General features: G+C 68.3%; 21 protein-coding genes. 5 read left to right on the top strand and 16 right to left on the bottom strand.

Annotated elements, in window-relative coordinates; translation table 11 throughout:
- Position 1: 1 nt before the first annotated feature.
- The 12 genes from J3367_RS08885 to uraH form a co-directional block, all read right to left on the bottom strand.
- Positions 2 to 2,041 (bottom strand): alpha-1,4-glucan--maltose-1-phosphate maltosyltransferase, encoded by a 2,040-nt coding sequence (locus J3367_RS08885; RefSeq protein WP_244495375.1) that lies wholly within the window; start codon positions 2,039 to 2,041, stop codon positions 2 to 4.
- 214 nt (positions 2,042 to 2,255) lie between these two features.
- Positions 2,256 to 3,104, bottom strand: a complete 849-nt coding sequence (locus J3367_RS08880) for a fumarylacetoacetate hydrolase family protein (protein ID WP_024349776.1) — start codon at positions 3,102 to 3,104, stop codon at positions 2,256 to 2,258.
- A 142-nt stretch (positions 3,105 to 3,246) separates the two neighbouring features.
- Positions 3,247 to 4,638 carry a guanine deaminase gene (guaD, locus tag J3367_RS08875; RefSeq protein ID WP_024349775.1) on the bottom strand — a complete coding sequence of 464 codons (1,392 nt, stop codon included), beginning with the start codon at positions 4,636 to 4,638 and terminating at the stop codon, positions 3,247 to 3,249.
- A complete protein-coding gene (locus tag J3367_RS08870; RefSeq protein ID WP_024349774.1) occupies positions 4,635 to 5,897 on the bottom strand; it encodes a urate hydroxylase PuuD in 1,263 nt (420 codons plus the stop codon). The genes guaD and J3367_RS08870 overlap by 4 nt, the downstream gene beginning before the upstream one ends.
- Before the next feature lie 114 nt (positions 5,898 to 6,011).
- A complete protein-coding gene (locus J3367_RS08865; RefSeq protein WP_024349773.1) occupies positions 6,012 to 7,100 on the bottom strand; it encodes a BMP family ABC transporter substrate-binding protein in 1,089 nt (362 codons plus the stop codon).
- Between the two features lie 31 nt (positions 7,101 to 7,131).
- Entirely contained in the window at positions 7,132 to 8,058 is a 927-nt protein-coding gene (locus J3367_RS08860) for an ABC transporter permease (RefSeq protein WP_421460709.1), read from the bottom strand.
- Positions 8,055 to 9,185, bottom strand: coding sequence for an ABC transporter permease (locus tag J3367_RS08855; RefSeq protein WP_009210829.1), 1,131 nt, complete (start codon positions 9,183 to 9,185; stop codon positions 8,055 to 8,057). Before J3367_RS08855 ends, J3367_RS08860 begins: the two co-directional genes overlap by 4 nt.
- Entirely contained in the window at positions 9,185 to 10,726 is a 1,542-nt protein-coding gene (locus J3367_RS08850) for an ABC transporter ATP-binding protein (protein ID WP_024349771.1), read from the bottom strand. Before J3367_RS08850 ends, J3367_RS08855 begins: the two co-directional genes overlap by 1 nt.
- Positions 10,727 to 10,737: 11 nt before the next feature.
- On the bottom strand, positions 10,738 to 11,613 hold the full coding sequence (xdhC, locus tag J3367_RS08845) for a xanthine dehydrogenase accessory protein XdhC (protein ID WP_024349770.1): 876 nt from the start codon (positions 11,611 to 11,613) through the stop codon (positions 10,738 to 10,740).
- The gene (xdhB, locus tag J3367_RS08840) at positions 11,610 to 14,036 is read right to left on the bottom strand and encodes a xanthine dehydrogenase molybdopterin binding subunit (RefSeq protein WP_029702855.1); all 2,427 of its coding nucleotides are present in this window, start codon (positions 14,034 to 14,036) and stop codon (positions 11,610 to 11,612) included. The genes xdhC and xdhB overlap by 4 nt, the downstream gene beginning before the upstream one ends.
- Entirely contained in the window at positions 14,033 to 15,535 is a 1,503-nt protein-coding gene (gene xdhA, locus J3367_RS08835; protein WP_024349768.1) for a xanthine dehydrogenase small subunit, read from the bottom strand. Before xdhA ends, xdhB begins: the two co-directional genes overlap by 4 nt.
- Positions 15,535 to 15,903, bottom strand: a complete 369-nt coding sequence (uraH, locus tag J3367_RS08830; protein ID WP_024349767.1) for a hydroxyisourate hydrolase — start codon at positions 15,901 to 15,903, stop codon at positions 15,535 to 15,537. The genes xdhA and uraH overlap by 1 nt, the downstream gene beginning before the upstream one ends.
- A gap of 170 nt (positions 15,904 to 16,073) precedes the next feature.
- Here uraH and J3367_RS08825 point away from each other — a divergent pair, with 170 nt between their 5' ends.
- The 5 genes from J3367_RS08825 (at position 16,074) to J3367_RS08805 (ending at position 22,606) form a co-directional block, all read left to right on the top strand.
- Entirely contained in the window at positions 16,074 to 16,748 is a 675-nt protein-coding gene (locus tag J3367_RS08825) for an HAD family hydrolase (protein ID WP_024349766.1), read from the top strand.
- A gap of 79 nt (positions 16,749 to 16,827) precedes the next feature.
- Positions 16,828 to 18,273 (top strand): allantoinase PuuE, encoded by a 1,446-nt coding sequence (gene puuE, locus J3367_RS08820; RefSeq protein WP_024349765.1) that lies wholly within the window; start codon positions 16,828 to 16,830, stop codon positions 18,271 to 18,273.
- Complete coding sequence (gene alc, locus J3367_RS08815; protein ID WP_024349764.1) at positions 18,270 to 19,292, top strand: allantoicase; 1,023 nt, start codon at positions 18,270 to 18,272, stop codon at positions 19,290 to 19,292. Before puuE ends, alc begins: the two co-directional genes overlap by 4 nt.
- The gene (locus J3367_RS08810) at positions 19,289 to 19,795 is read left to right on the top strand and encodes an ureidoglycolate lyase (RefSeq protein ID WP_024349763.1); all 507 of its coding nucleotides are present in this window, start codon (positions 19,289 to 19,291) and stop codon (positions 19,793 to 19,795) included. The genes alc and J3367_RS08810 overlap by 4 nt, the downstream gene beginning before the upstream one ends.
- 180 nt (positions 19,796 to 19,975) lie before the next feature.
- Entirely contained in the window at positions 19,976 to 22,606 is a 2,631-nt protein-coding gene (locus tag J3367_RS08805) for a glucose/quinate/shikimate family membrane-bound PQQ-dependent dehydrogenase (RefSeq protein ID WP_024349762.1), read from the top strand.
- 39 nt (positions 22,607 to 22,645) lie between these two features.
- Here the strand turns inward: J3367_RS08805 and J3367_RS08800 are convergent, their stop codons facing one another.
- The 4 genes from J3367_RS08800 to J3367_RS08785 are packed head-to-tail and all read right to left on the bottom strand — an operon-like array spanning position 22,646 to position 25,789.
- Complete coding sequence (locus tag J3367_RS08800; RefSeq protein ID WP_024349761.1) at positions 22,646 to 23,983, bottom strand: 8-oxoguanine deaminase; 1,338 nt, start codon at positions 23,981 to 23,983, stop codon at positions 22,646 to 22,648.
- A complete protein-coding gene (gene ureG, locus J3367_RS08795; RefSeq protein WP_024349760.1) occupies positions 23,980 to 24,612 on the bottom strand; it encodes an urease accessory protein UreG in 633 nt (210 codons plus the stop codon). Before ureG ends, J3367_RS08800 begins: the two co-directional genes overlap by 4 nt.
- Entirely contained in the window at positions 24,609 to 25,328 is a 720-nt protein-coding gene (locus J3367_RS08790) for an urease accessory protein UreF (protein WP_373279272.1), read from the bottom strand. The genes ureG and J3367_RS08790 overlap by 4 nt, the downstream gene beginning before the upstream one ends.
- The gene (locus tag J3367_RS08785) at positions 25,325 to 25,789 is read right to left on the bottom strand and encodes an urease accessory protein UreE (RefSeq protein WP_024349758.1); all 465 of its coding nucleotides are present in this window, start codon (positions 25,787 to 25,789) and stop codon (positions 25,325 to 25,327) included. The genes J3367_RS08790 and J3367_RS08785 overlap by 4 nt, the downstream gene beginning before the upstream one ends.
- Positions 25,790 to 25,863 lie beyond the last annotated feature (74 nt).

Below are 25,863 nucleotides of genomic sequence, written 5' to 3'. Positions count from 1 at the left end.
GTCAGCGTGAGATCTTGAAGACCGCGTAAGGCCGTTCCTGCGGATTCAGCCACCAGTGCTGGATCTTGCCGTGCCAGGCGAACTCGCGTCCGTCGACCATGTCGGTGACCCGGACCGTGCCGTCGTCGGGCAATCCGAGCTCCCACATCGGCACCTCGAAATGACCGCCCTGCGCCGAATGCGGATCGAGATTGACGAGGAACAGCAGGAAGGAGGAGCGATCCTGCGTCCGCTTGCCGTAATAGAGGACCTGGTCGTTCCAGAAATTGTAGAAGGCGAGGCTGCGGAAATCCTGCAGCGCCGGCTCCTCGCGGCGGATCCGGTTGAAGAAGGCGATGTCCTCGCGGATGTTGCCCTCGGCCTTCCAGTCGAAGGCGCGGATCTCGTATTTCTCGGAGTTGAGATATTCTTCCTTGCCCGGCACGGGCAGGAATTCGCACAGCTCGAAGCCGGAATAGACGCCGTAATTGCCGCCGAGCGAAGCCGCCAGCGCCAGCCGGATCTGGAAGCCGGGGCGGCCGCTGACCTGCAGATAGACCGGGTTGATGTCCGGCGTGTTGACGAAGAAATTTGGCCGCATGTACTCGGCGCATTCTTCCTGCGTCAGTTCGGTCAGATATTCGGCCAGCTCCGCCTTGGTGTTGCGCCAGGTGAAGTAGGAATAGGACTGGTTGTAGCCGACCTTGGCAAGCCGCTTCATCACCTTGGGCCGGGTGAAGGCCTCGGCGAGGAAGATCGCGCCGGGATCGACACGGCGCACCTCGGCGATCATCCACTCCCAGAAGGGAAACGGCTTGGTGTGCGGATTGTCGACGCGGAAGATCCGCACGCCCTTGTCCAGCCAGAACAGCACGATGTCGCGCAGGGCGTACCAGATCGACGGCAGCGCGCCGCGGTAGAAATGGACGTTGACGATGTCCTCGTACTTCTTCGGCGGGTTCTCGGCGTATTTGATCGTCCCGTCCGGCCGCCAGTCGAACCACTCCGGATGCTCCCTGATCCATGGATGGTCGGGCGAGCACTGGATGGCGAAGTCGATGGCGACCTCAAGCCCGTGGTCGCGCGCCCGCGAGACCAGCCGGGCGAAATCCTCGAAATTGCCGAGCTCCGGGTGGATCGCGTCGTGGCCGCCCTCGGGCGAACCGATGGCATATGGGCTGCCGGGATCGGTGGGGCTGGGCGTCAGGGTGTTGTTGCGACCCTTGCGGTTGGCGGTGCCAATGGGATGGATCGGCGGGAAATAGAGGACGTCGAAGCCCATTTCCTGAATGTCGGGCAGCCGGTCGATGACGTCGTCGAAGGTCCCGTGGCGATCGACATCGCCGGACTGGGAGCGCGGGAACAGCTCGTACCAGGCGGAAAAGCCCGCCGCCGTGCGATCCACCCAGACCGGGACGTTGCCCGGATAGCGCGAGAGGTTGGTGCGCTGTCCGGCGACGGCCAGCAGCGCGATCGTCTCGGGGTCCTGCAGCAGATGATACTGGCCGTCGGCGTCGCCCTTGGCCTGCAACGCTTCAAGCTTCTCGTGCAGCCGCAAGATCCCGTCCTGCTGCGCCCCGGTGCCCCGGCCGGACTCGCGGGCCGCGCGAACCAGTTCGCGCCCCTCGGTCAGTTCCAGATCGGTCAGCTTGCCGGCATCGCGCTTCTTCTTCGCCTCGTCGCGCCACGTCGCGTGCAGATCGCGCCAGGCAATGACCGAGAAGCGATACGGGCCCGGCTTCTCGAAGACGATCTCGGCCGACCAGCGATCGTTCTCGACGAAGATCAGCGGGGTCTCGTCCCAGTCCTCGGCATCGGCCGGCCCGTAGATGACGGCAGCGGCGATCTTGTCATGGCCATCGGAAAAGACGTCTGCCTCGACGACCAGCGGTTCGCCTTCCAGCCGCTTCACCGCGAAACGCCCGCCATCGATTTCCGGGGTGACCGTCTCGATCGCGATGCGGTTCTGCGCGAGCGCCAGGAGGGCCGCCTCGCCGGTCGGAGCCTCTGCCGCCTTGCGGGACGTACGGGATGCGCGCGCGGGCTGGACTGCCTTGGCCATGAAAATCCTTCCCCAGATCGGAAAGCCGTTCCCCGGAACGTCAGGGCGGCATCGAAGTCGACAAACGCGCCCGGTGCGGTATCGATCCCCTCTTCCGCGGTTCCTTTCGCGGTGACGGCAAAGCGACCGGGCAGCGCCGCCGTCGAAGAAGAAAGCCGCCCGCAGGCGCAATGTTCCGTCCCGCCCCGCATCCGTTGCAGGCGGGACGGTCCGCTCAGGCGGTGGCGGCGCGGACGGTCTGACGCTGCTCGCCCAGATGGGTGCCGCCCAGGGTGACGATATCGCCCGGCTTCAGGAAGACCGGCGGCTTCATTCCCATGCCGACACCGGGCGGCGTGCCGGTGGTGATGACGTCGCCGGGCATCAGCCGCATGAACTGCGAGATGTACGAGACCAGCGTGCGGACCCCGAAGATCATCGTCGCGGTGGAGCCGGTCTGCATGCGCTCGCCATTGACGTCGAGCCAGAGATCGACGGCCTGCGGGTCGCCCAGCGTGTCGGGCGTCACCAGCCAGGGGCCGAGCGGGCCGAAGGTCGGGGCACTCTTGCCCTTCATCCACTGGCCGCCGCGCTCGATCTGGAAGCTGCGCTCGGAAACGTCGTGGCAGAGGCAGAAGCCGGCGACGTGATCCATCGCATCGGCCTCCGAGACGTAGCTGGCCTCGTCGCCGATCACGACGGCGATCTCGACCTCCCAGTCGAGCTTGTCGGAGCCGCGCGGCACGACGACGTCGTCATGGGGACCGACGATGCAGGAGGGTGCCTTGTTGAAAAGGATCGGCTCCTTCGGGATGTCGGCGCCGGTCTCCTTGGCGTGGTCGCTGTAGTTGAGCCCGACCGCGATGAAATTGCCGACGCGGCCGACGGGCGAGCCGATGCGGTGCGACGGGTCGGCCTTGGCGAGGCTCTTGGGATCAATCGCCCGGATTCGCTCCATCTGGGCCCGGCCGAGGAATTCGCCGGCGATGTCGCCGACATCCTCCGACAGATCCCGCAGCACGTGATCGTCGTCGATCAGTCCCGGCTTCTCGTTGCCGGCCTCGCCGTATCGTACTAGTCGCATCCGATGTTCCTTCTCCAGCGCCGCCCGGGCGGCATGGTCTGGAGAAGAGATAGACGGCAATGGCGTCATGTCGCGGCATTGCAGCGACTTTTATGGTGCAGCCAGCAATTTCAGCCGGTTGCGCGGCCCCCGAACCATGCGCTCACTGTGGTGCCTCGCCCTGGCTGCCGGTTGCGGGCATCAGCGCCGGATCGGCGCGCGGCGGTAGGGTGCGTGCGGGCAGCGCCCGGTCATAGGCGCGGCGACCCTCGACATAGGTCGCCACCGTCGCCCGGTCGTCGCCGAGCACGATCAGCGCGAAGAGCTCCTCCTCCAGCGTCTCGACCCGCTCCATGCGCCGGCGCATGGCGGCGGTCGCGTGGCTGTCGAGAACGACGAAATCGGCCTCCATGCCCGGCGCGATCCGGCCGATGCGATTGTCGAGGCCCATGGCGGCCGCATTGCCGGCGGTCAGCATATGGAAGGCGTCGAAGGCCGGCAGACGCTGGCCGGCAAGGGCGAGCACCTTGTAGCCTTCGGATGCGGTCCGCAGCATGGAATAGCTGGTGCCGCCGCCGATATCGGTCGCGATGCCGGAAAGGATACCGGCCTCGCGCATGCCGGCGAGATCGAACAGGCCGGAGCCAAGGAACAGGTTCGAGGTCGGGCAGAACACCGCCGTCGCCCCGCCCGCCGCCAGGGCGCCGCGTTCGCGCTCGGACAGATGGATGCAATGGCCGAACATCGCCTTGGGCCGCACGAGGCCGTAGCGCTCGTAGACCTCGGTATAGTCCTTCGACCAGGCGAACGCCTCGCGCACGAAGGCGATCTCGGCGGCGTTCTCGGACAAATGCGTCTGGATATGCAGCTCGGGATACTCGCCCGCCAGCGTCTCGCAGGCTTCCAGCTGCGCCTCGGTGGAGGTCGGCGCGAAGCGCGGCGTGATGGCATAGTCGAGCCGGCCCTTGCCATGCCAGCGCTCGATCAGCGCCTTGGACTGCTGGTAGCCGGTCTCGGCCGTGTCGAGCAGCGCCGCGGGGGCGTTGCGGTCCATCATCACCTTGCCGGCGACCATGCGCATGCCGCGCCGCCCGGCCTCGGCGAAGAAGGCGTCGACGCTTTCGGGATGGCTGGTGCAATAGACCCCGGCGGTGGTGGTGCCGTTGGCCAGCAATTCGTCGAAGAGGAAGCGCGAGGCGGCCTCGGCGACGACCGGATCGCCGTAGCGGCTTTCCTCCGGGAAGGTGTATTTCGCCAGCCATTCCATCAGTTCGGTGCCATAGGAGGCGATGACCTGGGTCTGGGGCATGTGCAGGTGCGGGTCGATGAAGCCCGGCATCAGCAGATGCGGACGGTGGTCGACGAGGGTCGTGTCGGGCGACAACCGGCGCAGGATATCGGCTGCCTCGCCCACCTCGCGGATGACGCCGTTCTCTACGACGACGATGCCGTCCGCGACATAGCGCACGGCACGCGCCTCGCCCTCCTCGGCCGGATCGGCGTCGAACCACAGAAGCCGCGCCCGGAGCGCGGTGCCGCCACCGGGGCGCTTCACCGTGAGGCTCCTGCCACGTAGAGGCCGGAACCCGAGGCGATCCAGGCCGCCAGCGTCTCGCGCTCGGCCGGCTCGAGACCGGTGACGTTGCCGGGCGGCATGGCATGGCTGCGCACCGCCTGCCGCTCGATCAGCGGCGCGAAGTGGATGATCTCGTCGGCCGTCTCCAGCCGCACATTGCCGGGCGCGTGGCCGATGCCGGGCCAGAGCGGTTCGTCGGCATGGCACATGGAGCAGCGCGCCATGACGATGGCCTGCGCGTCCTCGAAATGGGGCGAGGCCGCCAGCGCCAGCTGCGGGTCGCCGTCCCAGCGGCGGCCGGCGCCCTCCTCGGCGGCAGCGGGTTCGTTGCTCCAGCCGGGCGCACCGGACAAAGTGATGACGGCGGCAAACAGCACGCCGGCGACGGCCCAGCACCACCAGAGCTGCCGGCCGGTCGCATGCATGGTGTTGAAGAAATGCCGGATCACCGCACCGATGAGGAGCACCAGCCCGGCGATCGCCCAGTTCCACTCGGTGGCGAAGGCCAGCGGGTAGTGGTTCGACAGCATCAGGAAGATGACCGGCAGGGTCAGGTAGTTGTTGTGCAGCGAGCGCTGCTTGGCCTCCTTGCCAAGCCGCGCCTCCGGCGTGCGCCCGGCCTTGAGGTCGGCGACGACGATGGTCTGGTTCGGGATGATGGTCAGGAAGACGTTGGCGGTCATGATCGTCGCGATCATCGCGCCGGTGTGGAGCATGGCGCCGCGGCCGGAAAACACCTGCGCGAAGAGATAGCTCGCCAGCACCACATAGACGAACAGCGCCGCCAGCAGCGCCGTGTCGTTGTTCTTCAGCGGCGACTTGCAGAGCCCGTCATAGACCAGCCAGCCAAGCGCCAGTCCGCCGATACCGATGGCCGTCGCGCCCCAGACCGGCAGGTCGGCGCGGCTCGGGTCGATCAGATAGAGCTCGGCCCCGACGTAATAGACCAGGAACAGGAGGGCCGCCCCCGACAGCCAGGTGGCGTAGCTCTCCCATTTGAACCAGGTCAGATCCTCGGGCATGTGGCCCGGCGCGACCATGTATTTCTGCACATGGTAGAAGCCGCCGCCATGCACCTGCCAGGCCTCGCCGCCGACGCCTTCCGGCAGTTGCCGCGAGCGCCTGAGGCCGAGATCGAGGGCGATGAAATAGAAGGACGAGCCGATCCACGCGATGGCGGTGATCACATGCACCCAACGCACGGCGAAGCCCAGCCATTCGGCAAAATAGGTCCACATCGGCGAAACGTCCCTTACGTGAAAACGGCGGCGAAAGGTCCAGAGGGACGCTCCGCCGCCGACAGGCTGGCCGGAACGGTCCGCGACGGGACCGCTCCGCAACTCAAGGCGTGATCAGTTCTGCACGCCCTCGACATACCAATCCATCTTGAGGAGGTCGCCGTCGGGGATGACCTCACCCTCGGCAGCGCGCTCCTCGCCGGCCTGATCCTTGATCGGTCCGGTGAAGATCTCGTAATTGCCGGCCTTGGTCTCGTCGACGATCTTCTGGGCGGCGGCCTTCACATCATCGGGCATCTTGTCGTTGAACGGGCCCATCTCGACCTCGCCCTCGGCCATGCCGAGCCAGACATTGTCGGCTTCCCAGGTGCCGTCCAGCAGCGCCTCGACCCGCTTGACGTAATAGGGACCCCACTGGTCGACGATCGCGGTCATGTGGGCGTTCGGCGCGAAGCTGGTCATGTCCCAGGCCTGGCCGAAGGCGATGGCGCCGGCCTCTTCGGCGGCCTGCAGCGGAGCCGGCGAGTCGGTGTGCTGGGTGATGACGTCGGCACCCTGGCTCAGCAGCGCCTTGGCGGCGTCGGCTTCCTTGGCCGGGTCGTACCAGGACGAGACCCAGACGACCTGGGTGGTGAACTCCGGATTGACCTTGCGGGCCGCCAGGGTGAAGGCGTTGATGCCCATCACCACCTCGGGGATCGGGAAGGAGGCGATGTAGCCGGCCTTGCCCGTCTCCGACATCATGCCGGCGATCGTGCCGAGCACGGCGCGGCCCTGATAGAAGCGCGAATTGTACAGGCCCATGTTGTCCGAGCCGGTCTGGTAGCCGGTCGCGTGCTCGAACTTCACGTCCGGGAACTGCTTGGCCACCTTGATGGTCGGGTTCATGAAGCCGAACGACGTCGTGAAGATGATGTCGTTGCCTTCCTGGGCGAGCTGGCGGATGACGCGCTCGGCGTCCGGGCCTTCTGCGACGTTCTCGACATAGGAGGTCTCGACCTTGTCGCCGAGCTTCTCCTCGAGATATTTGCGGCCCTGGTCGTGGGCGTAGGTCCAGCCGAAATCGCCGATCGGACCGACATAGACGAAGGCGGCCTTGACGGTGTCCTTGCCGTCCTGCGCGAAGGCCGGCAGGGCGAAGGTTGCGGTGGCGGCGAGCCCGACGGCTCCGGCCATCAGTCGGCGTCTGGTGGTGTCGAACATCTGGGACTCCTTTTCGTGTTCGTGAACGGGTTCAGGCACTGGCCCTGAAGGGTTGGCCGAGACAGGCCGGCGCCGCCGTACCGGCCCCGCGCCGGCCGGCGGAAATGATTGCCAGGACGAGCACCGTCGCCAGATAGGGAAGGCTCGCCAGAAGCTCGGGCGCGAAGAAATTGAGCCCGGCCGCCTTGGCCTGCAGCTCCAGCGTGATCACCGCGCCGAAGAGATACGCCCCGGCGAGCACCCGGCCCGGTCGCCAGGAGGCGAAGACCACCAGCGCGATGGCGATCCAGCCGCGCCCGGCGGTCAGTCGCTCGGCCCACATCGGCGTCAGCACCAGCGAATAATAGCAGCCGCCGAGACCGGCCATGGCGCCGCCGAACAGCACCGCCAGATAACGGATCTTCAGCACCGGATAGCCGATCGAATGGGCGGCGCTGTCGCTCTCGCCGACGGCGCGCAGGATCAGCCCCGGCCGGCTGTGTTTCAGGAACCACCACACGCCGAGCGTCAGGAGAAGCCCCGCATAGACCAGCGGCGAATGACCGAAGAGTATCCGCCAGATCGGGTCGGCCGCCAGCGCGTCCGGAAAGACCGGGCCGAGGGGCGTCGTGGTGATGCCGACATAGGGTGCGCCGAGCAGCGCCGAGACGCCGGTGCCGAAGATCGTCAGCGCCAGTCCGGTCGCGACCTGGTTGGCCATCAGGCTCAGGGTCAGGACGGCGAAGATCAGGGCCGCGAGCGCGCCTGCGCCCATGGCGGCGATTGCGCCGACCGCCGGCACGCCGGTGACCGACGCCACGGCAAAACCGGTGACCGCGCCGATCAGCATCATGCCCTCGACGCCGAGATTGAGGACGCCGGACTTCTCGACGACGAGTTCGCCGAGCGCCGCGATCAACAGCGGGGTCGCGGCGGCGGCGACCGTCATCAGGATGGTGATGAACAGCGCAAGGGTCATGCGGTCGCGGCCTCCGCGCGGGTCTTGGTTGCGCCCTGGCCGGCCGCCGGCAGCGGATGGCCGGCGGCCGGCCGGCGCCACGCCAGCCGGTAGCGCACCAGAATGTCCGTCGCCAGCAGGAAGAACAGCATCATTGCCTGGAAGACGCCCGCGGCCGCCGATGGCAGGCCGAGCGCCGTCTGGGCGCTTTCGCCGCCGACATAGGTCAGCGCCAGCACGAGTGCGGCGAGCAGGATGCCAAGCGGATTGAGCCGGCCGAGAAAGGCGACGATGATCGCCGTGTAGCCGTAGCCGGTGGGAAATTGCGGGACCATCTGCCCGAAGGGACCGCTGGCCTCGAGGATGCCGGCAAGCCCGGCCATGCCGCCGCCGACCATCAGCGCCAGCCAGACGGTGGAGGATTGCCGGAAGCCGCCATAGCGCGCCGCGCGCGGGGCAAGGCCGACGACGCGGATCTGGAAGCCGGTTATCGAGCGGGCGATCAGGAACCAGGCGGTCAGCGCCAACGCCGCGGCGATCGGGATGCCGAGATGGATCAGCGTACCCGGCACGGCGACGGGCAGCGTCTGCGCCGCCGAGAACATCGCCGTCTGCGGGAAGTTGAAGCCCATCGGGTCCTTCCACGGCCCGCGCATCAGATAATACAGGAGCTGGATCGCCACGTAGTTGAGCATCAGGCTCGACAGGATCTCGTTGACGTTCATCCGCGTCTTGAGAAAGGCCGGCACCGCCGCCCAGGCCATGCCGCCGAGGATGCCGGCGACGACCATCAGCGGCAGGACCCAGCCGCCGTCGAGATCGAGCGTGGCGAGCGCGATGCCGGTGCCGGCGAGGCCGCCCAGAATGTACTGCCCCTCGGCGCCGATGTTCCAGACATTGGCGCGAAAGCCGATGGCGAGGCCCGTGGCGATGATCGCCAGCGGCGCGGCCTTCACCAGCAGATCCTGCCAGCGATAGGGATTGAACAGCGGCCGCACGAAGATCTCGTAGACCGCCAGCGCGCCGTTATGGCCGAGCAGCGTGAACAGCAGCGCACCGACGACGAGGGTAAGGGCGACCGCGATCACCGGGGCGGCCAGCATCATGGCCCGGCTCGGCTCACGCCGCGGTTCGAGAACGAAGGCCATCAGGCGGCCCGCTCCGCGGTGGCCGGCGGCTGATCGGCCTCGCCATGGACACCGCCCATCAGCAGCCCGACCCGTTCGACCGAAATGCCCTTCACCTCCATCGCATCCGACAGATGTCCCCCATTGATGACCGCCATGCGGTCGCAGAATTCCAGAAGCTCGTCGAGGTCCTGGCTGACCACGACGATCGCCGTGCCCTTGCCGGCCAGATCGACCATCGCCTGGCGGATGAAGGAGGCCGCGCCGGCATCGACACCCCAGGTCGGCTGCGAGACGACCAGTACCGCCGGCTCCTGCATGATCTCCCGGCCCATGACGAATTTCTGCAGATTGCCACCCGACAGGCTGGCGGCCGAGGCCGCCGGACCGGTGGCCTTCACCGAAAAGGCGTCGATGACCGCGGCGGCAAAGCGGCGTGCGGCCCCGGCGCGGATGATGCCGCCCGACACCAGCCCCTTGCGTCGGCGCGCCGACAGGATGGCGTTCTCGGCGAGCGAAAGCCCCGGCACGGCGGCGTGGCCGTTGCGTTCCTCCGGCAGGGTCGCCAGGCCGGCGACACGGCGCCCGGTCACCGAGAGGTGGGTGATCGGCGTATCGTCGAGGGTGATCGCCCCGCCCTCATAGTCGGCGCGCTCGCCCGACAGTGCCGAGAGAAGCTCGTTCTGGCCGTTGCCCGCGACGCCGGCAATGCCGAAGATCTCGCCGGCCCGCACCGCGAAGGAGACGTCGGCGAGGCTGGTGCCGAAGGGCGGCTCGCCGGCCATCGACAGCGCCTCGACCACCAGCCGGTTGGCGCCGGAGCATTCGCCTTCGCGCGGCGCCAGATCCTTCAGGCTGCCGCCGATCATCAGCTCGGCCATGGAGCGCGCCGATTCGGCGCGCGGATCGCAGGTGGCGACCACCTTGCCGCCGCGCAGGATGGTCGCCGATCCGCAGAGTTCCTTGATCTCGTGCAGCTTGTGGGAAATGTAGAGGATCGAGCAGCCCTCGGAGGCGAGGCGCCGCAGCGTGTCGAAGAGCTGCTCCACCTCCTGGGGCGTGAGCACCGAGGTGGGCTCGTCCATGATCAGCAGCTTCGGGCGCTGCAACAGAGCCCGCACGATCTCGATGCGCTGGCGCTCGCCCACCGACAGGGTGTGGACGTAGCGGTGCGGGTCGAGGGTGAGCTTGTAGGTCTCGAGGACGTCGCGGACAGCGGCCTCCAGCTCGCGGCGCGGCGGGGGGTTGTCCATGCCCAGCGCGATGTTCTCCAGCACCGTCATCGCCTCGAACAGCGAGAAATGCTGGAACACCATGCCGATGCCGAGGGCCCGCGCCTCGCGCGGCGAGTCGATGGACACCGCGTGGCCGTCGAAGGCGATCTCGCCCTCATCGGCCTTCTGGACACCGTAGATGATCTTGACGAGGGTCGACTTGCCGGCGCCGTTCTCACCCAGGAGGGCGTGAATCTCTCCGGGCGCCACGGAAAACGACACCGCCTCGTTGGCGACGACGCCCGGAAAGCGCTTCGTGATACCGGAAAGCTGCAGCCGTGGCGCCATGGCGGAGCGGGTCACCTCGTTGATCGGACTGGCGCACTATTGCACCGCGCAGACGCAGCTGCAAAGCGATCGATCACTATTTCCTGTTGACTGGAAAGCAGGCAGGTCGCCAGCTCGGCAGCCGTCAGCGCGGCGATCACTTCGGGCCGCTTGTCCCGCACCGCAGCACCGCCGATCGGCAAGGTCAGCCGATCGATGTCGCCGCCACATCCGGCGGCTTCCAGATCGCGGCGCAGCCGCTCGCGCTTGGTCGCCGAGCCGATCATACCGACATAGGCGGCATCGCCGCGCGCCAGCGCCGCGCCGGCGATGAGGAAGTCAAGCGAGTGCTCGTGGGTCATCACCACATAGGCGGCGCCCGGGGGTGCGGCGTCCACTTCGGCCTCGGGCAGCGCGGCGGCGACCGTCGTGACGGTGTCGGGCAGGCCGTGCAGCGTCTCCGGCCGGCTGTCGACGAGCCGCACCGAGAAGGGCAGCAGCGCCAGCGCCGTCGCCAGCGCGCGCCCGGTATGGCCCGCACCGAAGATCAGCACGGTCGGCTGGGCTGCGCGCCGGACTTCGTCGTCCCTCGTCAAGGCCTGCAGCGCGGCATCGTCGGCGGGGGCAAGGTCGAGCCGGACGCGGCCGCCGCAGCACTGGCCGATCTCGGGGCCGAGGGGCACGTCCATCTGAGCCGTGTCCTCACCGGCCTCCAGCATCATGCGGGCGCGTTCGATGGCCTCGAATTCCAGCCGCCCGCCGCCGATCGTGCCGGCCATGCCGTCCGCCGTGACCAGCATCGCCGCGCCGGCTTCGCGCGGGGTCGAGCCGCGAACCTCCGTCACCGTGACGAGGACGGCTGGATCACCCGCGGCAAGCGCCGCGCGCAGGGCGGCCGCGACGCTCATGCGGCGCCCCGCACGCTGTCTACGGCCGCCAGCACCCGCTCGGGCGTCGCCGGCACGTCGAGATCGGGGAAGGCCCGGCCGTCACCCGCCGCGATGATCGCATCGGTCAGGGCCGAGAACACCGAGATCGCCAGCATGAAGGGCGGTTCGCCGACGGCTTTGGAGCGATAGATCGTCTCGGAACGGTTCTCGCCCTTCTCCCAGATCGCCAGGCGGAAATCGTCCGGCCGGTCGTTGGCCGTCGGGATCTTGTAGGTCGAGGGCGCATGGGTCCTGAGCCGTCCGGCTTCGTCCCACCAGAGCTCTTCCATGGTCAGCCAGCCCATGCCCTGGATGAAGCCGCCCTCGATCTGGCCCCGGTCGATGGCCGGGTTCAGCGACCGGCCGACATCGTGGAGAATGTCGGTGCGCAAGAGCCGGTACTCGCCGGTCAGCGTATCGATCACGACTTCCGAACAGGCCGCCCCATAGGCGAAGTAATAGAAGGGCGTGCCGCGGGCATTGTCGCGATCGTAGCTGATGCCCGGCGTGGCGTAGAAGCCAGTCGAGGACAGGGAGATGCGCGCCAGATAGGCCTCGCCGACGAGATCGGAGAAGCGTTTCTCGGCATTGCCGATCCGCACCCGGTTGGCCTCGAACACGACCTGGTCGCGGGGCACGTGATAGCGCTCCACGGCATAGTCGATCAGCCGGTCCTTGATGGTGCGCGCGGCCGCCTGCGCTGCCATGCCGTTGAGATCCGAGCCGGACGAGGCGGCGGTTGCCGAGGTATTGGGGACCTTGCCTGTGGTGGTGCCGGTGATCTTCACCCGGTCGATGTCGATCTGGAATTCCTCGGCGACGACCTGCGCCACCTTGGTGAACAGCCCCTGCCCCATCTCGGTGCCGCCATGGTTCAGCGTCACCGAGCCGTCCTTGTAGACATGGACGAGGGCGCCGGCCTGGTTGAGATGGCTGGTGGTGAAGGAGATGCCGAACTTCACCGGCGTCAGGGCAAGCCCCTTCTTCAGTACCGGATTGGCGGCGTTGAAGGCCGCGATCTTTTCGCGCCGGGCTCGATAGGCGCAGCTCGCCTCCAGTTCCTCGAGGATCTCGCCGATGACCGAATCGGTCACCGGCATGTGGTAGGGGGTCGACGCCGGGCCGGTCCCGCTGCCGGGCGCCGGATAGACATTGCGCTTGCGCACGTCGAGCGGATCGAGGCCGGTGGCAAAGGCGATCCGGTCCATGGCGCGCTCGATGCCGACCATGCCCTGCGGACCGCCGAAGCCGCGAAACGCCGTGTTGGAGACCGTATGCGTCTTCAGCCGCCGCGAATGGATGCGCGCGGCGGGCAGCGCATAGGCGTTGTCGGCGTGGAACATCGCCCGGTCGGCAATCGCCGCGGACAGGTCCTTGGAATAGCCGCAGCGCACGAAATGGGCGAAATCGACGGCTTCGATCCGCCCATCGGCGTCGAAGCCGAGATCGTACTCGATCCGCACCTCGTGGCGCTTGCCGGTCATGACCATGTCGTCGTCGCGGTCGAGCCGGCATTTGGCCGGCCGGCCGGTCTTCACCGCCACCAGCGCCGCGACGGCGGCGAACAGTGCCGGCTGGCTTTCCTTGCCGCCGAAGCCGCCGCCCATGCGCCGCACCTCGACGGTCACCGCATGGTCGGGAATCCCGAGCATCTTGGCAACGTTGTGCTGGACCTCCGAGGGATGCTGGGTCGATGAGCGCACCAGGACGTCGCCGTCCTCGCCCGGGATCGCCGAGGCGATCTGACCTTCCAGATAGAAATGGTCCTGGCCGCCGATCTCGATCCGGCCGCGCAGGCGCTGATCGGCCGTGTTGAGCACCGCCTCGGCATCGCCGAGCCGCATCTCGTGCGGCGGCAGCAGATCCTCGCCGGCCTCGTCGGCCATGGCGATCGCCGCGTCGAGATCGATCGCCGCCGGCAGATCCTCATAGGCGATCGTCGCGCATTTCGCCGCGGCCCTTGCCGCCGCGACAGTCTCGGCGGCGACGGCGAAGATCGGCTGGCCGACATACTGGACGACGGCGCCCTCGCCTTCGAGCGGCGGGAAGATCGGATCGTCGCCGAAGACCGGCGAATAGTCGTTCTGGCCGGGAATGTCGGCTGCCGTCAGCACCGCCACAACGCCCGGTGCGGCGCGCACCGCATCGAGATCCATCGAGAGGATGCGGGCATGGGCGCGCTCGGACATGGCGATGAAGATATGAAGCGTGCCCGGCAGTTCCGGATCGTCGTCGATATAGCGGGCGGCGCCGGAGACATGCTTGGCGCCGCTGTCATGGGCGAGCGCCGCGCTGACGCCGCCCCGAATGGCGCGGGCCTCGCCCGGCGGCTGCTCGCCGAGTTCGGCGGGCGCCGGCTCGCCGGCCGCACCGCGATCCTGGATGCGGGTTTCATCGATCATGATGCCGCACCGACCGTTTCGCCAACCGCTTCCGGCAGAATTTCGGCCAGCCCCATGCGCGGCGCGTCCCCTTCCTGAGAAAGGAAGCGCCGCAACAGGTTCTGCGCGGTCTTCAGACGGTATCCGGCCGAGGCCCGCATGTCGGTCAGCGGCGTGAAATCCTCCGCCAGCGCGGCGACGGCGGCTTCGATGGCGTCGGGGACAAGCGGTCGCCCGACCAGTATCGCCTCGGCCCGCGCGGCGCGCTTGGGAACGCCCGCCATGCCGCCAAAGGCCAGCCGCGCTTCGGTGACCGGCGCGCCCGGCCCCTCGCCTTCGACCGTCAGGCGGAAGGCGGCCATGACCGCCGAAATGTCGGAATCCAGCCGCTTGGAGATCTTGTGGGCGAAGAAGCGCTGGCCGTCCTCGAGTCGCGGCACTTCGACGGCGATGACGAACTCGCCCTTGGCGCGGTCCTGCCTTCCATATTCGAGGAAGAAGTCTTCCAGCGGCACCTGGCGGAAATCGTCGCCCTTGCGCAGATGCAGCACCGCGCCGAGCGCGATCAGGCAGGGTGGCAGATCGCCGATGGGCGAACCGTTGGCGATGTTGCCGCCGACCGTGCCGGCATTGCGGATCTGGTAGCCGGCAAAGCGGCGGAGCATCTCGCCGAGATCCGGATGAATGTCGGCGAGGATGTCGCGGGCTTCGCGATGGGTGACCGCCGCGCCGAAATAGACCCGACCGCCGGCTTCCTCGATCACCCGCAGGTCGCGGACATGGCTGACATCGATCAGGGTCGGCAGCTCACGATGCTGCTTGGTGACCCAGAGGCCGACATCGGTCGCTCCGGCGACCAGCACGGCGTTGGGATGCTCGGCATAGAGGTCGGCGAGATCGTCGACATTGGTCGGCGCGAACCAGCGGCCCCCATCCTTCTCATAGGCAAAGACCGCGTCGCCCTCGATGACGCGCAGGCGGCGGGAGAGGACCGCGTCCTCTGCCCGCCTGTCGGGCACGGGCTCGGCGGCCAGATCGAGACCGGCATCGATGATCGGACCGTAGCCGGTGCAGCGGCACAGATTGCCGGCGATCATGTCCTTCACCGATGCCCGGTCCGAGATCGCGCCGGTCAGCCAGCCCGCATGAAGCTGCATGACGAAGCCCGGCGTGCAGAAGCCGCACTGGCTGCCGTGACGCTCGACCATCGCGGTCTGCACCGGATGCGGCCCGTCGCGTCCGATATGCTCCACGGTCTCGATGGCGCGGCCGTTCATTGCCGGCAGAAACTGGATGCAGGCGTTCACGGCCCGGCGATGCAGGCCGCCCGCCCCGTCGGATTCGGCCAGAAGCACCGTGCAGGCGCCGCAATCGCCCTCTGCGCAGCCTTCCTTGGTGCCGGTCAGCCGCTCGGTGCGGCGCAGATATTCCAGCAGCGTCGTCGTCGTCGCGACGCCCTGGACGGTGCGTTCCTCGCCGTTGAGGACGAAGCGGATCGGCCGGGCGGAGATCGCCGTCATCAGCTCCCCCGATAGGTCGAATAGCCGAAGGGCGAGAGCAGCAGCGGCACGTGATAATGGGTGCGTTCGGCGATGCCGAAGCGCAGCACCACGTCGCCGAGGAATTTCGGCTCCTGCAGGTCGATGCCCATGGCGTCGAAATAGGCGCCGGCCGCGAAGACCAGCTCGTATTCGCCGATCGCGAAGGCGTCGCCCGCCATCAGCGGCGCGTCACAGCGCCCGTCGGCATTGGTCACGGCCTCGGCGACCAGCGTGCGGCTGCCGTCCGGGCCGAGCCGGGTCAGCGCCACGGCGATGCCGGAGCCGGGACGACCGAGACTCGTATCGAGCACATGCGTTGTCAGCCGCGCCTGATCTGCTTCGCCCATCGAGGCCGTTCCATTGCTTTTTTGACCATCCGGTCAGCATCCTGCACCGCCCGGTGCGGAGCCGTAAAGCGGGGCGCTGCACAATAATCCACTCGCCGCAGCGCCTTGGCGCCACACATCCCCCGTGACAGCCGTTCCGCGGGGATGGCCGACACCAATGGAGCCAGAACATGCGTGACGGACCGGCCTTCCTCTTCGACCTCGACGGTACCCTCGTCGACAGCGTCTACCAGCATGTCATCGCCTGGCAGGAGGCGCTCGATTCGGAGGGCATCGCCCTGTCGGTCTGGCGCATTCACCGCAAGATCGGCATGAGCGGCGGGCTGTTCACCAACCAGCTGCTGCGCGAGACCGACCGCGAGATCACCGAGGAGACCTCGGAGCGCCTGCGCAAGCTCCATGCGGAGGCCTATGGCCGGCACGCCCACATGGTGCGCCCGCTGCCCGGCGCGAAAGAGCTCCTGGCGGCGCTGACCGAGGCGGGCGTCAAATGGGCGATCGCCACCAGCGGCCGGATGGAGACCGCGCGGCACAATCTCGACCGGCTCGGCGTCGATCCGGACAAGGTGCCGGTGATCACCCGCGACCTGGTCAAATACGCCAAGCCCGATCCCGACCTGTTCATCGCCGCGGCCGAGAAGCTGGGCGTTGCGACCGACACCACCATCGTCGTCGGCGATTCGATCTGGGACATGCTGGCCGCGCAGCGCTGCCGGGCGCTCGGCGTCGGGCTGCTGTCCGGCGGCTACGGCACCAACGAGTTGGAGCGGGCCGGCGCCTTCCGGGTCTACGAGGACCCCGCCGACATGCTGCTGCATATCGACGAGGTGGGCGGTCGCCGCTGACCCTTCGCGGCGTCTCTCACCGACGCTTCCAGAGACGACCGGGTTCGGGCTATCTCTTGTGCAGACTGACGGAGCCTGCATGACATCACCCCGCTACCCGCGCGACCTTCTCGGCTACGGCCGCACGCCCCCCGCCCCGGCATGGCCCAATCCGGGCGGCAGTGGCGACGCCAGGATCTGCGTCCAGTTCATCGTCAATTACGAGGAGGGCGGCGAGAACTCCGTCCTCCACGGCGACGCGGCCTCGGAGGCGTTCCTGTCGGAGATCGTCGGCGCCCAGCCCTGGCCGGGCATGCGCCACATGAACATGGAATCGATCTACGAATACGGTTCGCGCGCCGGCTTCTGGCGGCTCTGGCGCATGTTCACCGAACGGGCCATGCCGGTCACGGTCTATGGCGTGGCCACCGCGCTCGCGCGCAACCCGGACGTGGTCGCGGCGATGCAGGAGGCCGATTGGGAGATCGCCTCGCACGGCCTGAAATGGGTGGAATACAAGGACTACGACCGCGAGGACGAGCGCCGGGACATGCAGGACGCCATCGCGCTGCATGCGGCGATCACCGGCGAACGCCCGCTCGGCTGGTACACCGGCCGCTCCTCGCAGCACACGCTGGAGCTGGCCGCCGAAGAGGGCGGCTTCCTCTACGCCTCCGACGCCTATGCCGACGACCTGCCCTACTGGCAGGAGACAGAGTCCGGGCCGCTTCTGGTCGTTCCCTACACGCTCGACACCAACGACATGCGTTTCGCCACCCCGCAGGGGTTCAATTCCGGCGACCAGTTCTTCGCCTATCTGAAGGATGCCTTCGACGTCCTCTATGCGGAGGGCGAGGCCGGCCAGGCGAAGATGCTGAATATCGGCCTGCACTGCCGGCTGGTCGGGCGGCCCGGCCGCGCCGCGGCGCTGGCCCGCTTCCTCGACTATGTCCAGTCGAAGCCCGACGTCTGGGTCGCGCGGCGGATCGACATTGCCCGCCACTGGCGCGAGCGCTTTCCGCATGCCGCGCCCTGGCGGCCGAGCCGATTGTCGAAAACGGCCTTCGTGGACGTGTTTGGCTCGGTCTTCGAGCATTCGCCCTTCATCGCCGAGCGCACCCTGACGCGTGGTCTCGGCGCCGCCAACGACACGGCGGAAGGCCTTGCGGCCGCGATGATCCAGACCTTCCGCCTCGCCTCCTGGGACGAGCGGCTGGGCATCCTCAAGGCGCATCCCGATCTCGCCGGCAAGCTGGCGCTGGCCGGCGACCTGACCGAGCAGTCGAAATCCGAACAGGCCGGCGCCGGCCTCGACCGGCTGAGCGAGGCGGAGCTCGCCCGCTTCACCGATCTCAATACGCGCTATGTCGCGCGCTTCGGCTTTCCCTTCATCATCGCCGTGAAAGGCCTAACCAAAGACGACATCCTCGCCGCCTTCGAGGCGCGGGTCGACAACGACCAGGCCACCGAATTCGCCACCGCATGCCGGCAGGTCGAGCGCATCGCCCGCCTGCGCATCGCCCAGATTTTCGAGGACGCAGCATGAGCTCCGAACGCTTCATCACCGCCGAACCCGCTCCGGAGGCCGACGACCTCCTGAAGCGCTATGTGGATCTCGCCCATCCGCGGCTCGGCACCGAGGTCACCTTCGCGACCGACGACTTCTTTGCCGACAAGAGCCGGATGATCGCGCCCGAGGCGCCGGTCTTCTTCCCGGACCGCTTCGACGACCACGGCAAGTGGATGGATGGCTGGGAATCGCGCCGCAAGCGCACGCCCGGCCACGACCATGCGATCATCCGCCTCGGCCAGCGCGGCACCATCGCCGCCATCGACATCGACACCGCCTTCTTCACCGGCAATTTCCCGCCGGAAGCCGCGCTCGAAGCGGCCGACACGGTGGACGCGCCGGGCGAGGACGACTGGCAGACCATCGTGCCGCGTATGGATCTGAAGGGCGACAGCCACAACATCGTTGCCAGCGACGCTGCCGGCCCGTTCCGCTGGCTGCGCCTGCACATCTACCCCGATGGCGGCGTTGCGCGCCTGCGGGTCTACGGCACCATCGCCAAGGACTGGTCCGAGGTCGGCGCCGACGAGGTGGTCGATCTCGCCGCGCTCACCAATGGCGGCACCGCCATCGCATGGAACGACGCCCACTACGGCGCACCCGCCAACATGCTGGCGCCGGGCCGCGCGCCGGTAATGGCCGATGGCTGGGAGACCGCCCGCCGCCGCCGACCCGGCAACGACTGGTGCGTCCTCAAGCTCGGCACCGCGGGCGCCATCTCCAACCTCCTGATCGATACCCGTCACTTCAAGGGCAATTTCCCCGACCGTTTCAGCCTGCGCGCCGCGCGGCTGGAGGCCGATCCCGCGCCCGATTCCATCGAGGCGGAAAGTGCCGCATGGCCGCTGCTCCTCGACGAAACCAGGCTGGCGGCCGACGAAGAGCGGACCTTCGACGACGTGAATGATCTTGGTCCGGTGACCCATGTCCGCCTCGACATCTTCCCCGATGGCGGCGTGTCGCGCCTGCGCCTCTACGGTACCAAGGCATCATGAGCGCGACCGACCGGACCCTTTTCGCGCGCCCGCTCACGAAAGAAGCCTTCGCTCCCTTCGGCAACGTCATCGAGACCGATGGCGCTGCGCATTTCGCGATCAATGGCGGCACCACCACCCGCTTTCACGATCTCGCCCATGTGGATGTCGCGACGGAGGGCGGCCGTCCGCTGATCTCCATCTTTCGCGGCCAGGCCTTCGCCTTCCCGGTGGAGATCCGGATGATGGAGCGCCACCCGCTGGGCAGCCAGGCCTTCGTGCCGCTTCAGCCTGTCCCGTTCCTCATCGTCGTGGCGCCGGATCGGAACGGCCAGCCCGGCGAGCCCGAGGCCTTCCTCGCCGCACTAGGCCAGGGCGTGAACTATGCCCGCAATGTCTGGCACCATCCGCTCGTGTCGCTCTCCCAGACCAGCGACTTCGTCGTCGTCGATCGCGGCGGCGAGCAGCCGAACCTCGAGGAGCAGACCTACCCGGCCCCCTATTCGGTGCTGGGGGAGCGGTAGCCGCGTCCCCCGGGCGGGCTAGTCCCGGCAACCGAAGCACGGGCCGCACGGGCGGGAGCCGGCGAGAGCACCTGTGACCGGTAGCCCGTCCATTTTGCATTGCCAAAAGCGCCAAAGGCTGGACATGCCGGCCGAGGGCGATAGGTCGGTCCGACATGCTGCACAGCGAAAGGACGTCCGATGCGCTCCGGTCCCGGCTCGATCATCTCCCTCATCACGATCGCGATCCTGGCCCTGGCCGGCCTGTTCCTCACCGGCGGCGGCCTCTGGCTGATCGTCGCGGGCGGTTCCTGGTACTATCTGATCGCCGGCCTCGTCATGCTGGCGACCGCGCTGCTCCTGCAGTTCCGCCGTCCTGAAGCGCTGTCGCTCTACGCCGCGCTCGTCGTCGGCACGCTGGTCTGGGCGATCTGGGAGGTCGGCTTCGACTGGTGGCCGCTGGCAGCGCGCGGCGGCGTCATCTTCATCCTCGGCCTCGTCCTGCTCCTGCCGTGGATCACCCGGCGCCTCGGTCGCCGCAATGTGGCCCAGGCACTGGACGGCGTCGTCGTGACGCCGTCGGCGCGGCGCGGATCGGGTCTCGCGCTGTCCGGTGCCCTCGTCATCGCCCTCGTCGTGGCCGGCATCTCCTGGTTCACCGATCTGCACTCGGTCGAGGGCCGGCTGCCGGAGCGCCAGACCGCGTCGAACGATCTCGGCGTGCCGCCCGGCGAATGGCACCAGTACGGCCGCACCAATTACGGCCAGCGCTATGCGCCGCTGGACCAGATCACCCCGGACAATGTCGACCGGCTCCAGGTGGCCTGGGAGTACCATACGGGCGACGAGACCCAGCCGGGCGACCCGGTGGAGACCACCTTTGAGGTCACCCCGCTGAAGATCGGCGAGCGGCTGTATCTGTGCACGCCGCATCAGAACGTCATCGCCCTCGATGCCACGACCGGCGAGGAGATCTGGCGCTACGATCCGCAGATCCAGGGCGAGCTCGCCCTGCAGCACCTGACCTGCCGGGGCCTCGCCTATCAGGCGCCGGGCACGGCCGATCAGGCGAGTGCCGACGCGGCCGCCGCGCCGGCCGAGGATACGACGTCGCCGGCCTCCGACGCGCCCACCGGCACGGCCACCGCGCTTGCGCAGAGCGGCCAGCTCGCCGCGCCCCAGACCGACGGCCAGCCGGCAGCGGCGGGTGACGCCACGACCGCACCGGCCGCGCCGGGCGGGACGCCCACCAGCAACCAGCCGGTGGCGGCGGCGACCGCCGCGCGCACCAGCGAAACCTGTAACGGCAAGCTGTTCATGCCGACCGCCGACGGCCGGCTGATCGCCCTCAACCTCGACACCGGTGCCGTCTGCGCCGGCTTTGGTGGCGGTGACGGCCAGATCGACCTCTGGCGGAAGATGCCGAACGTCAATCCGGGGTCCTATTACTCGACCTCGCCGGTCGTCGTGACGCAGGATATCGTCATCGTCGGCGGCACGGTCCTCGACAATGTTTCCACCAACGAGGCCTCGGGCGTCATCCGCGGCTACGACATCGAGACGGGCGATCTCGTCTGGGCCTGGGATTCGGGCAATCCGGACCAGACCGCGCCGCTGCCGGAAGGTCAGACCTACACGCCGAACTCGCCCAATTCCTGGTCGATCTCCGCGGCCGACGAGGCGCTCGGCATGGTCTATGTGCCGCTCGGCAACCAGCCCCCGGACCAGTGGGGCGCGAACCGCTCCGATGCCGTCGAGCGCTTCTCCTCCTCGGTCGTCGCGCTCGACATCGCCACCGGCGAAGTGCGCTGGGTGTTCCAGACCGTCCACCACGATCTGTGGGATTACGACGTGCCGTCGCAGCCCTCGCTGCTCGACCTGACCATCAGGGGCGAGAGCGTGCCCGTGCTCGTGCAGCCGACCAAGCAGGGCGAGGTCTACGTCCTCGACCGGCGCACCGGCGAGCCGGCCCTGCCGGTGGTCGAGAGCCCGGTCCCCGGCGGTGCCGTCAAACCGGACTTCACCGCGCCGACCCAGCCGGTTTCGGCGCTGTCCTTCGATCCGCCGGCGATCCGCGAGACCGACATGTGGGGCGCCACCCTGTTCGACCAGCTCGCCTGCCGCATCGCCTTCCATAACTATCGCTACGAGGGCCGCTACACGCCGCCGTCACTGGAAGGCTCGCTGGTCTATCCGGGCAATTTCGGGGTGTTCAACTGGGGCGGCGTCGCCATCGACCCGGTGCGCGACGTGATGTTCTCGACGCCGGCCTATCTGGCCTTCGTTTCGAAGCTGGTGCCGCGCGACAATGACAGCGACCTCGTCGTCAACAAGTCGCAGCCGGAAGGCGCCCTGCCGGCGCTGAACGAGAATTTCGGCGCGCCCTATGCGGTCGAGCTGTCGCCCTTCACCTCGGTGCTCGGCCTGCCCTGCCAGTCGCCGCCCTGGGGCTATGTCGCCGGCTCCGACCTTGCCACCGGCGAGACCGTTTGGATGCACAAGAACGGCACGGTGCGCGATTCCTCGCCGATCCCCCTGCCCTTCGAGATGGGCGTGCCGGATCTCGGCGGTCCGGTCATCACCGCCGGCGGCGTCGCCTTCATTTCCGGCACGCTCGACTATTACGTGCGCGGCTTCGACGTGACGACGGGCAAACAGCTCTGGCGCGCCCGGCTGCCGGCCGGCGGCCAGTCGACGCCGATGTCCTACGAGGGCGCAGACGGGCGGCAGTATGTGCTGGTCGCGGCGGGCGGGCACGGCTCGCTCGGCACCAAGCGCGGCGACAGCGTGATCGCCTATGCGCTGCCGGACGGGGCCGCAGCCGCCGAATAGGACACCTGCTTCCGGGGCCGCCAGTCGGCCCCGGAGGGATCAGGCAAAGCGCAGGGCCGCCGCGCCGTGCGCGGCCCGCAGTTGGCCGATATCGAGGCCGACGGGCATGCCGTCCTCGACCCGCCACTCGCCCTTCACCATCACCCGGTCCGCACGGGTCGCGCCGCACAGGACGAGCGCGGCGATCGGATCGTGCGCGCCCGAGAAGCGCAGCTCGTCCAGCGTGAAGAGGGCGAGATCGGCCTGCATGCCGACGGCAATCCGGCCGATGTCCGTCCGGCCGAGACAGGCCGCCGAGCCTTCGGTGCCCATGGCCAGCACGTCGCGGGCGGTGACCGCCTCGGCGGAGCGATAGTTCAGCCGCCCCACCATCAGCGCATGGCGCGCCGCCTCGATGAGATTCGACGCATCGTTCGACGCCGAACCGTCGACGCCGAGGCCGACAGGCGAGCCTGCCGCGCGCAATTCGTTCACCGGGCAGAAGCCGGAAGCGAGCACCGCATTCGACGCCGGGCAATGGCAGACGCCGACCTTGTGGGCGCCGAGCCGGCGGCATTCGTCGGTGGTGAAATGGATGCCGTGGGCCAGCCAGGTGCGCGGCCCGAGCCAGCCGACATCCTCCAGATAATCGACCGGACGGCAGCCGAAGCTCTCGACACAGAAGCGGTTCTCGTCCTCGGTTTCGCCGAGATGGGTGTGCAGGCGGCAATCGTGCCTGTCGGCAAGCTCGGCGCTCGCCATCATCAGGCTCTTCGTCACCGAGAAGGGCGAGCACGGCGCCAGCGCGATCTGCGTCATCGCGCCGTCGCTGCGGTCATGCCAGCGGCCGATCAGCCGCTCGCTGTCGGCGAGGATCTCGTCCTCGTCCTGGACCACCGAATCCGGCGGCAGGCCGCCATCCTTCTGGCTGAGATTCATCGAGCCGCGGGTCAGCGTCACCCGGATGCCGAGCGCCGCCGCCTCCTCGGCCTCGATGTCGATGGCGTCCTCGAGCCCCTTGGGAAACAGATAGTGGTGGTCGGCCGCCGTGGTGCAGCCGGACATCAGCAATTCGGTCAGGGCCAGCCGCACCGACAGGCGGAAACTGTCCGGATCGAGCTGCGCCCAGATCGGGTAGAGGCTCTGGAGCCAGGGAAACAGCTCCTTGTCGATCGCCTGCGGATGGGCCCGCGTCAGCGTCTGGTAGAAATGGTGGTGGGTGTTGACGAGGCCTGGCAAAACGACGTGGCGGGCGGCGTCGAAGACCTCGTCCGCCGCCACCTGCGGCTCACCACCCGACGGCACCAGTTCGACGATGCGGCCGTCTTCCACGACGATGCCGCCGTCGGCCCCCTCCGCGAGGATCGCCAGCGGCGTCTTCAGCCAGAGCCGTGTCACGCGGCGCTCTCCACCGCTCGCATGCCGCCGCGTTCGGACAGGAAGGCGAGGATGTCGCCGATCCCCTTGGCGTGCGACAGATCGGCGAAGATCGTCGGGCCGTCGCCACGGCCCTTCGCGGCATCGCTGCGCATCCGCTCCAGATCGGCCCCGACATGGGGGGCAAGATCGGTCTTGTTGACCACCAGGAGGTCAGAGCGGGTGATCGCCGGCCCGCCCTTGCGCGGGATGTCGTCGCCCTGGCAGACCGAAATGACGTAGATCGACAGATCCACGAGGTCCGGCGAGAAGGTCGCCGCCAGATTGTCGCCGCCCGATTCCACCAGCACCAGGTCGAGGCCGGGATGGCGTGCGTTGAGATCGCGGATCGCCGCGATGTTGATCGAGGCATCCTCGCGGATCGCCGTATGGGGACAGCCGCCGGTCTCGACGCCGATGATCCGGTCGGAGGGCAGCGCCTGCAGCCGGACCAGCGCCTCGGCGTCCTCGCGGGTGTAGATGTCGTTGGTGACGACGCCGATCGACCAGCTGTCGCGCGCCGCCTTGCAGAGCTTTTCGACCAGGGTCGTCTTGCCCGAGCCGACGGGGCCGCCGATGCCGACGCGCAGGGGACCGTTCTTGGACATCATGAGCGGAAGAGCCTCGTGGGAAGGGTTTCGTGCCGCAGTGCGGCAATGTCCGACCCTAGCGCCGCCGAGCCGAGATCGTCCAGAGTCGAGCGGCCCGCGCGCTCAACCAGGGCGCGGATATCTGGCTCCAGCCGCCGCAATATCCGCACCGCCTCGCTCTGGGCCAGCGGCACCAGCCGCACCGCCGCCGACACCAGTGACGCGGCAAAGCCGTGCACGAAGGCCAGCAGCGTCTCGTCGAGCCCGAAGCCCGCATCGGCGGCGAGCCGCCCGACCGCGACCGGATAGGCGATGGCGTCGGCGCCTTCCCAGCCCTCCGCCTCGCCTGTTGCCGCCCAGGGCTGCGAGGCTTCAGCGAAGGCAGCGCCCAGCGCCAGCGTCTCGGCGCGGCGTTCGGCACTGCCGGCCAGCGCCTCGGCGAGCTCCGCGACGGCCGCGAAGCGGGTCGCGTCGCCTGCCTGATGCGCGGCGTAGGCCTCGACCAGCAGCACGGCGTCGTTCCAGGCGCTACCGCGATCGAGCAGCACCCGCACCCAGGCCTCGACCGAAGCCCCATCCGTCAGGACGCGCTCGGCCACCGCCGTTTCCAGCCCATGCGACCAGGCGAAGGCGCCGATCGGGAAGGCCGGCGAGAACAGGGTCAGGAGTTCGGCCAGATGCGGAGAAGCGACCGATGCCGCCTTCGACACCGGGCCTGCGTCGGTCAGCCGGCTCAAAGCGGGGCCGTCTCGACCGGATGGTGATGGCCCGACGGCTCGTAGGCGCCGCCTTCTGGATCGAACGCCGCCTCGGTTTCGGCGATCTCGGCGCCCAGCCCCTCCAGCATGGTGCGCACCACGGCGTCCCGGCGGATCAGGATGCGGTCGTCCAGCAATTGCGCCGCCAGATGCCGGTTGCCGATCTGCCAGGCCAGCGCCAGCAGGTGGCGGGCGTCGCGGCCGCGGATCTCGTAGAGCTCCTCGGGCTTGGCCTTCACGGCGATCAGCCGACCATCGTCCAGGAGTATGGCGTCACCCTCGACCAGCAGCAGCGCCTCCGGCAGGTCGAGCAGGAAGGCGATGCCATCGTCGCTGACCATCGCCATGCGGCGGCGATGGCGCGCCGATTCGTCCAGCGTGATCGTGTCCGCCGCCGTGGTCCATTCTCCAGCCCGCTTGATGGTATCGCCGACGATCATCCCGCTGTCTCTTTCTGAAGGGCCATGCCCGTTTCACTGTGCGTGCCGCGAGGATACGGTGCCCCGTGGCTCCG

The organism is Aurantimonas sp. NFXS3 (assembly GCF_049132005.1).
Taxonomy (GTDB): domain Bacteria; phylum Pseudomonadota; class Alphaproteobacteria; order Rhizobiales; family Rhizobiaceae; genus Aurantimonas; species Aurantimonas coralicida.
Note: the sequence above shows the minus strand (reverse complement) of the source record. Positions and strands in the feature narration are given on the sequence as shown.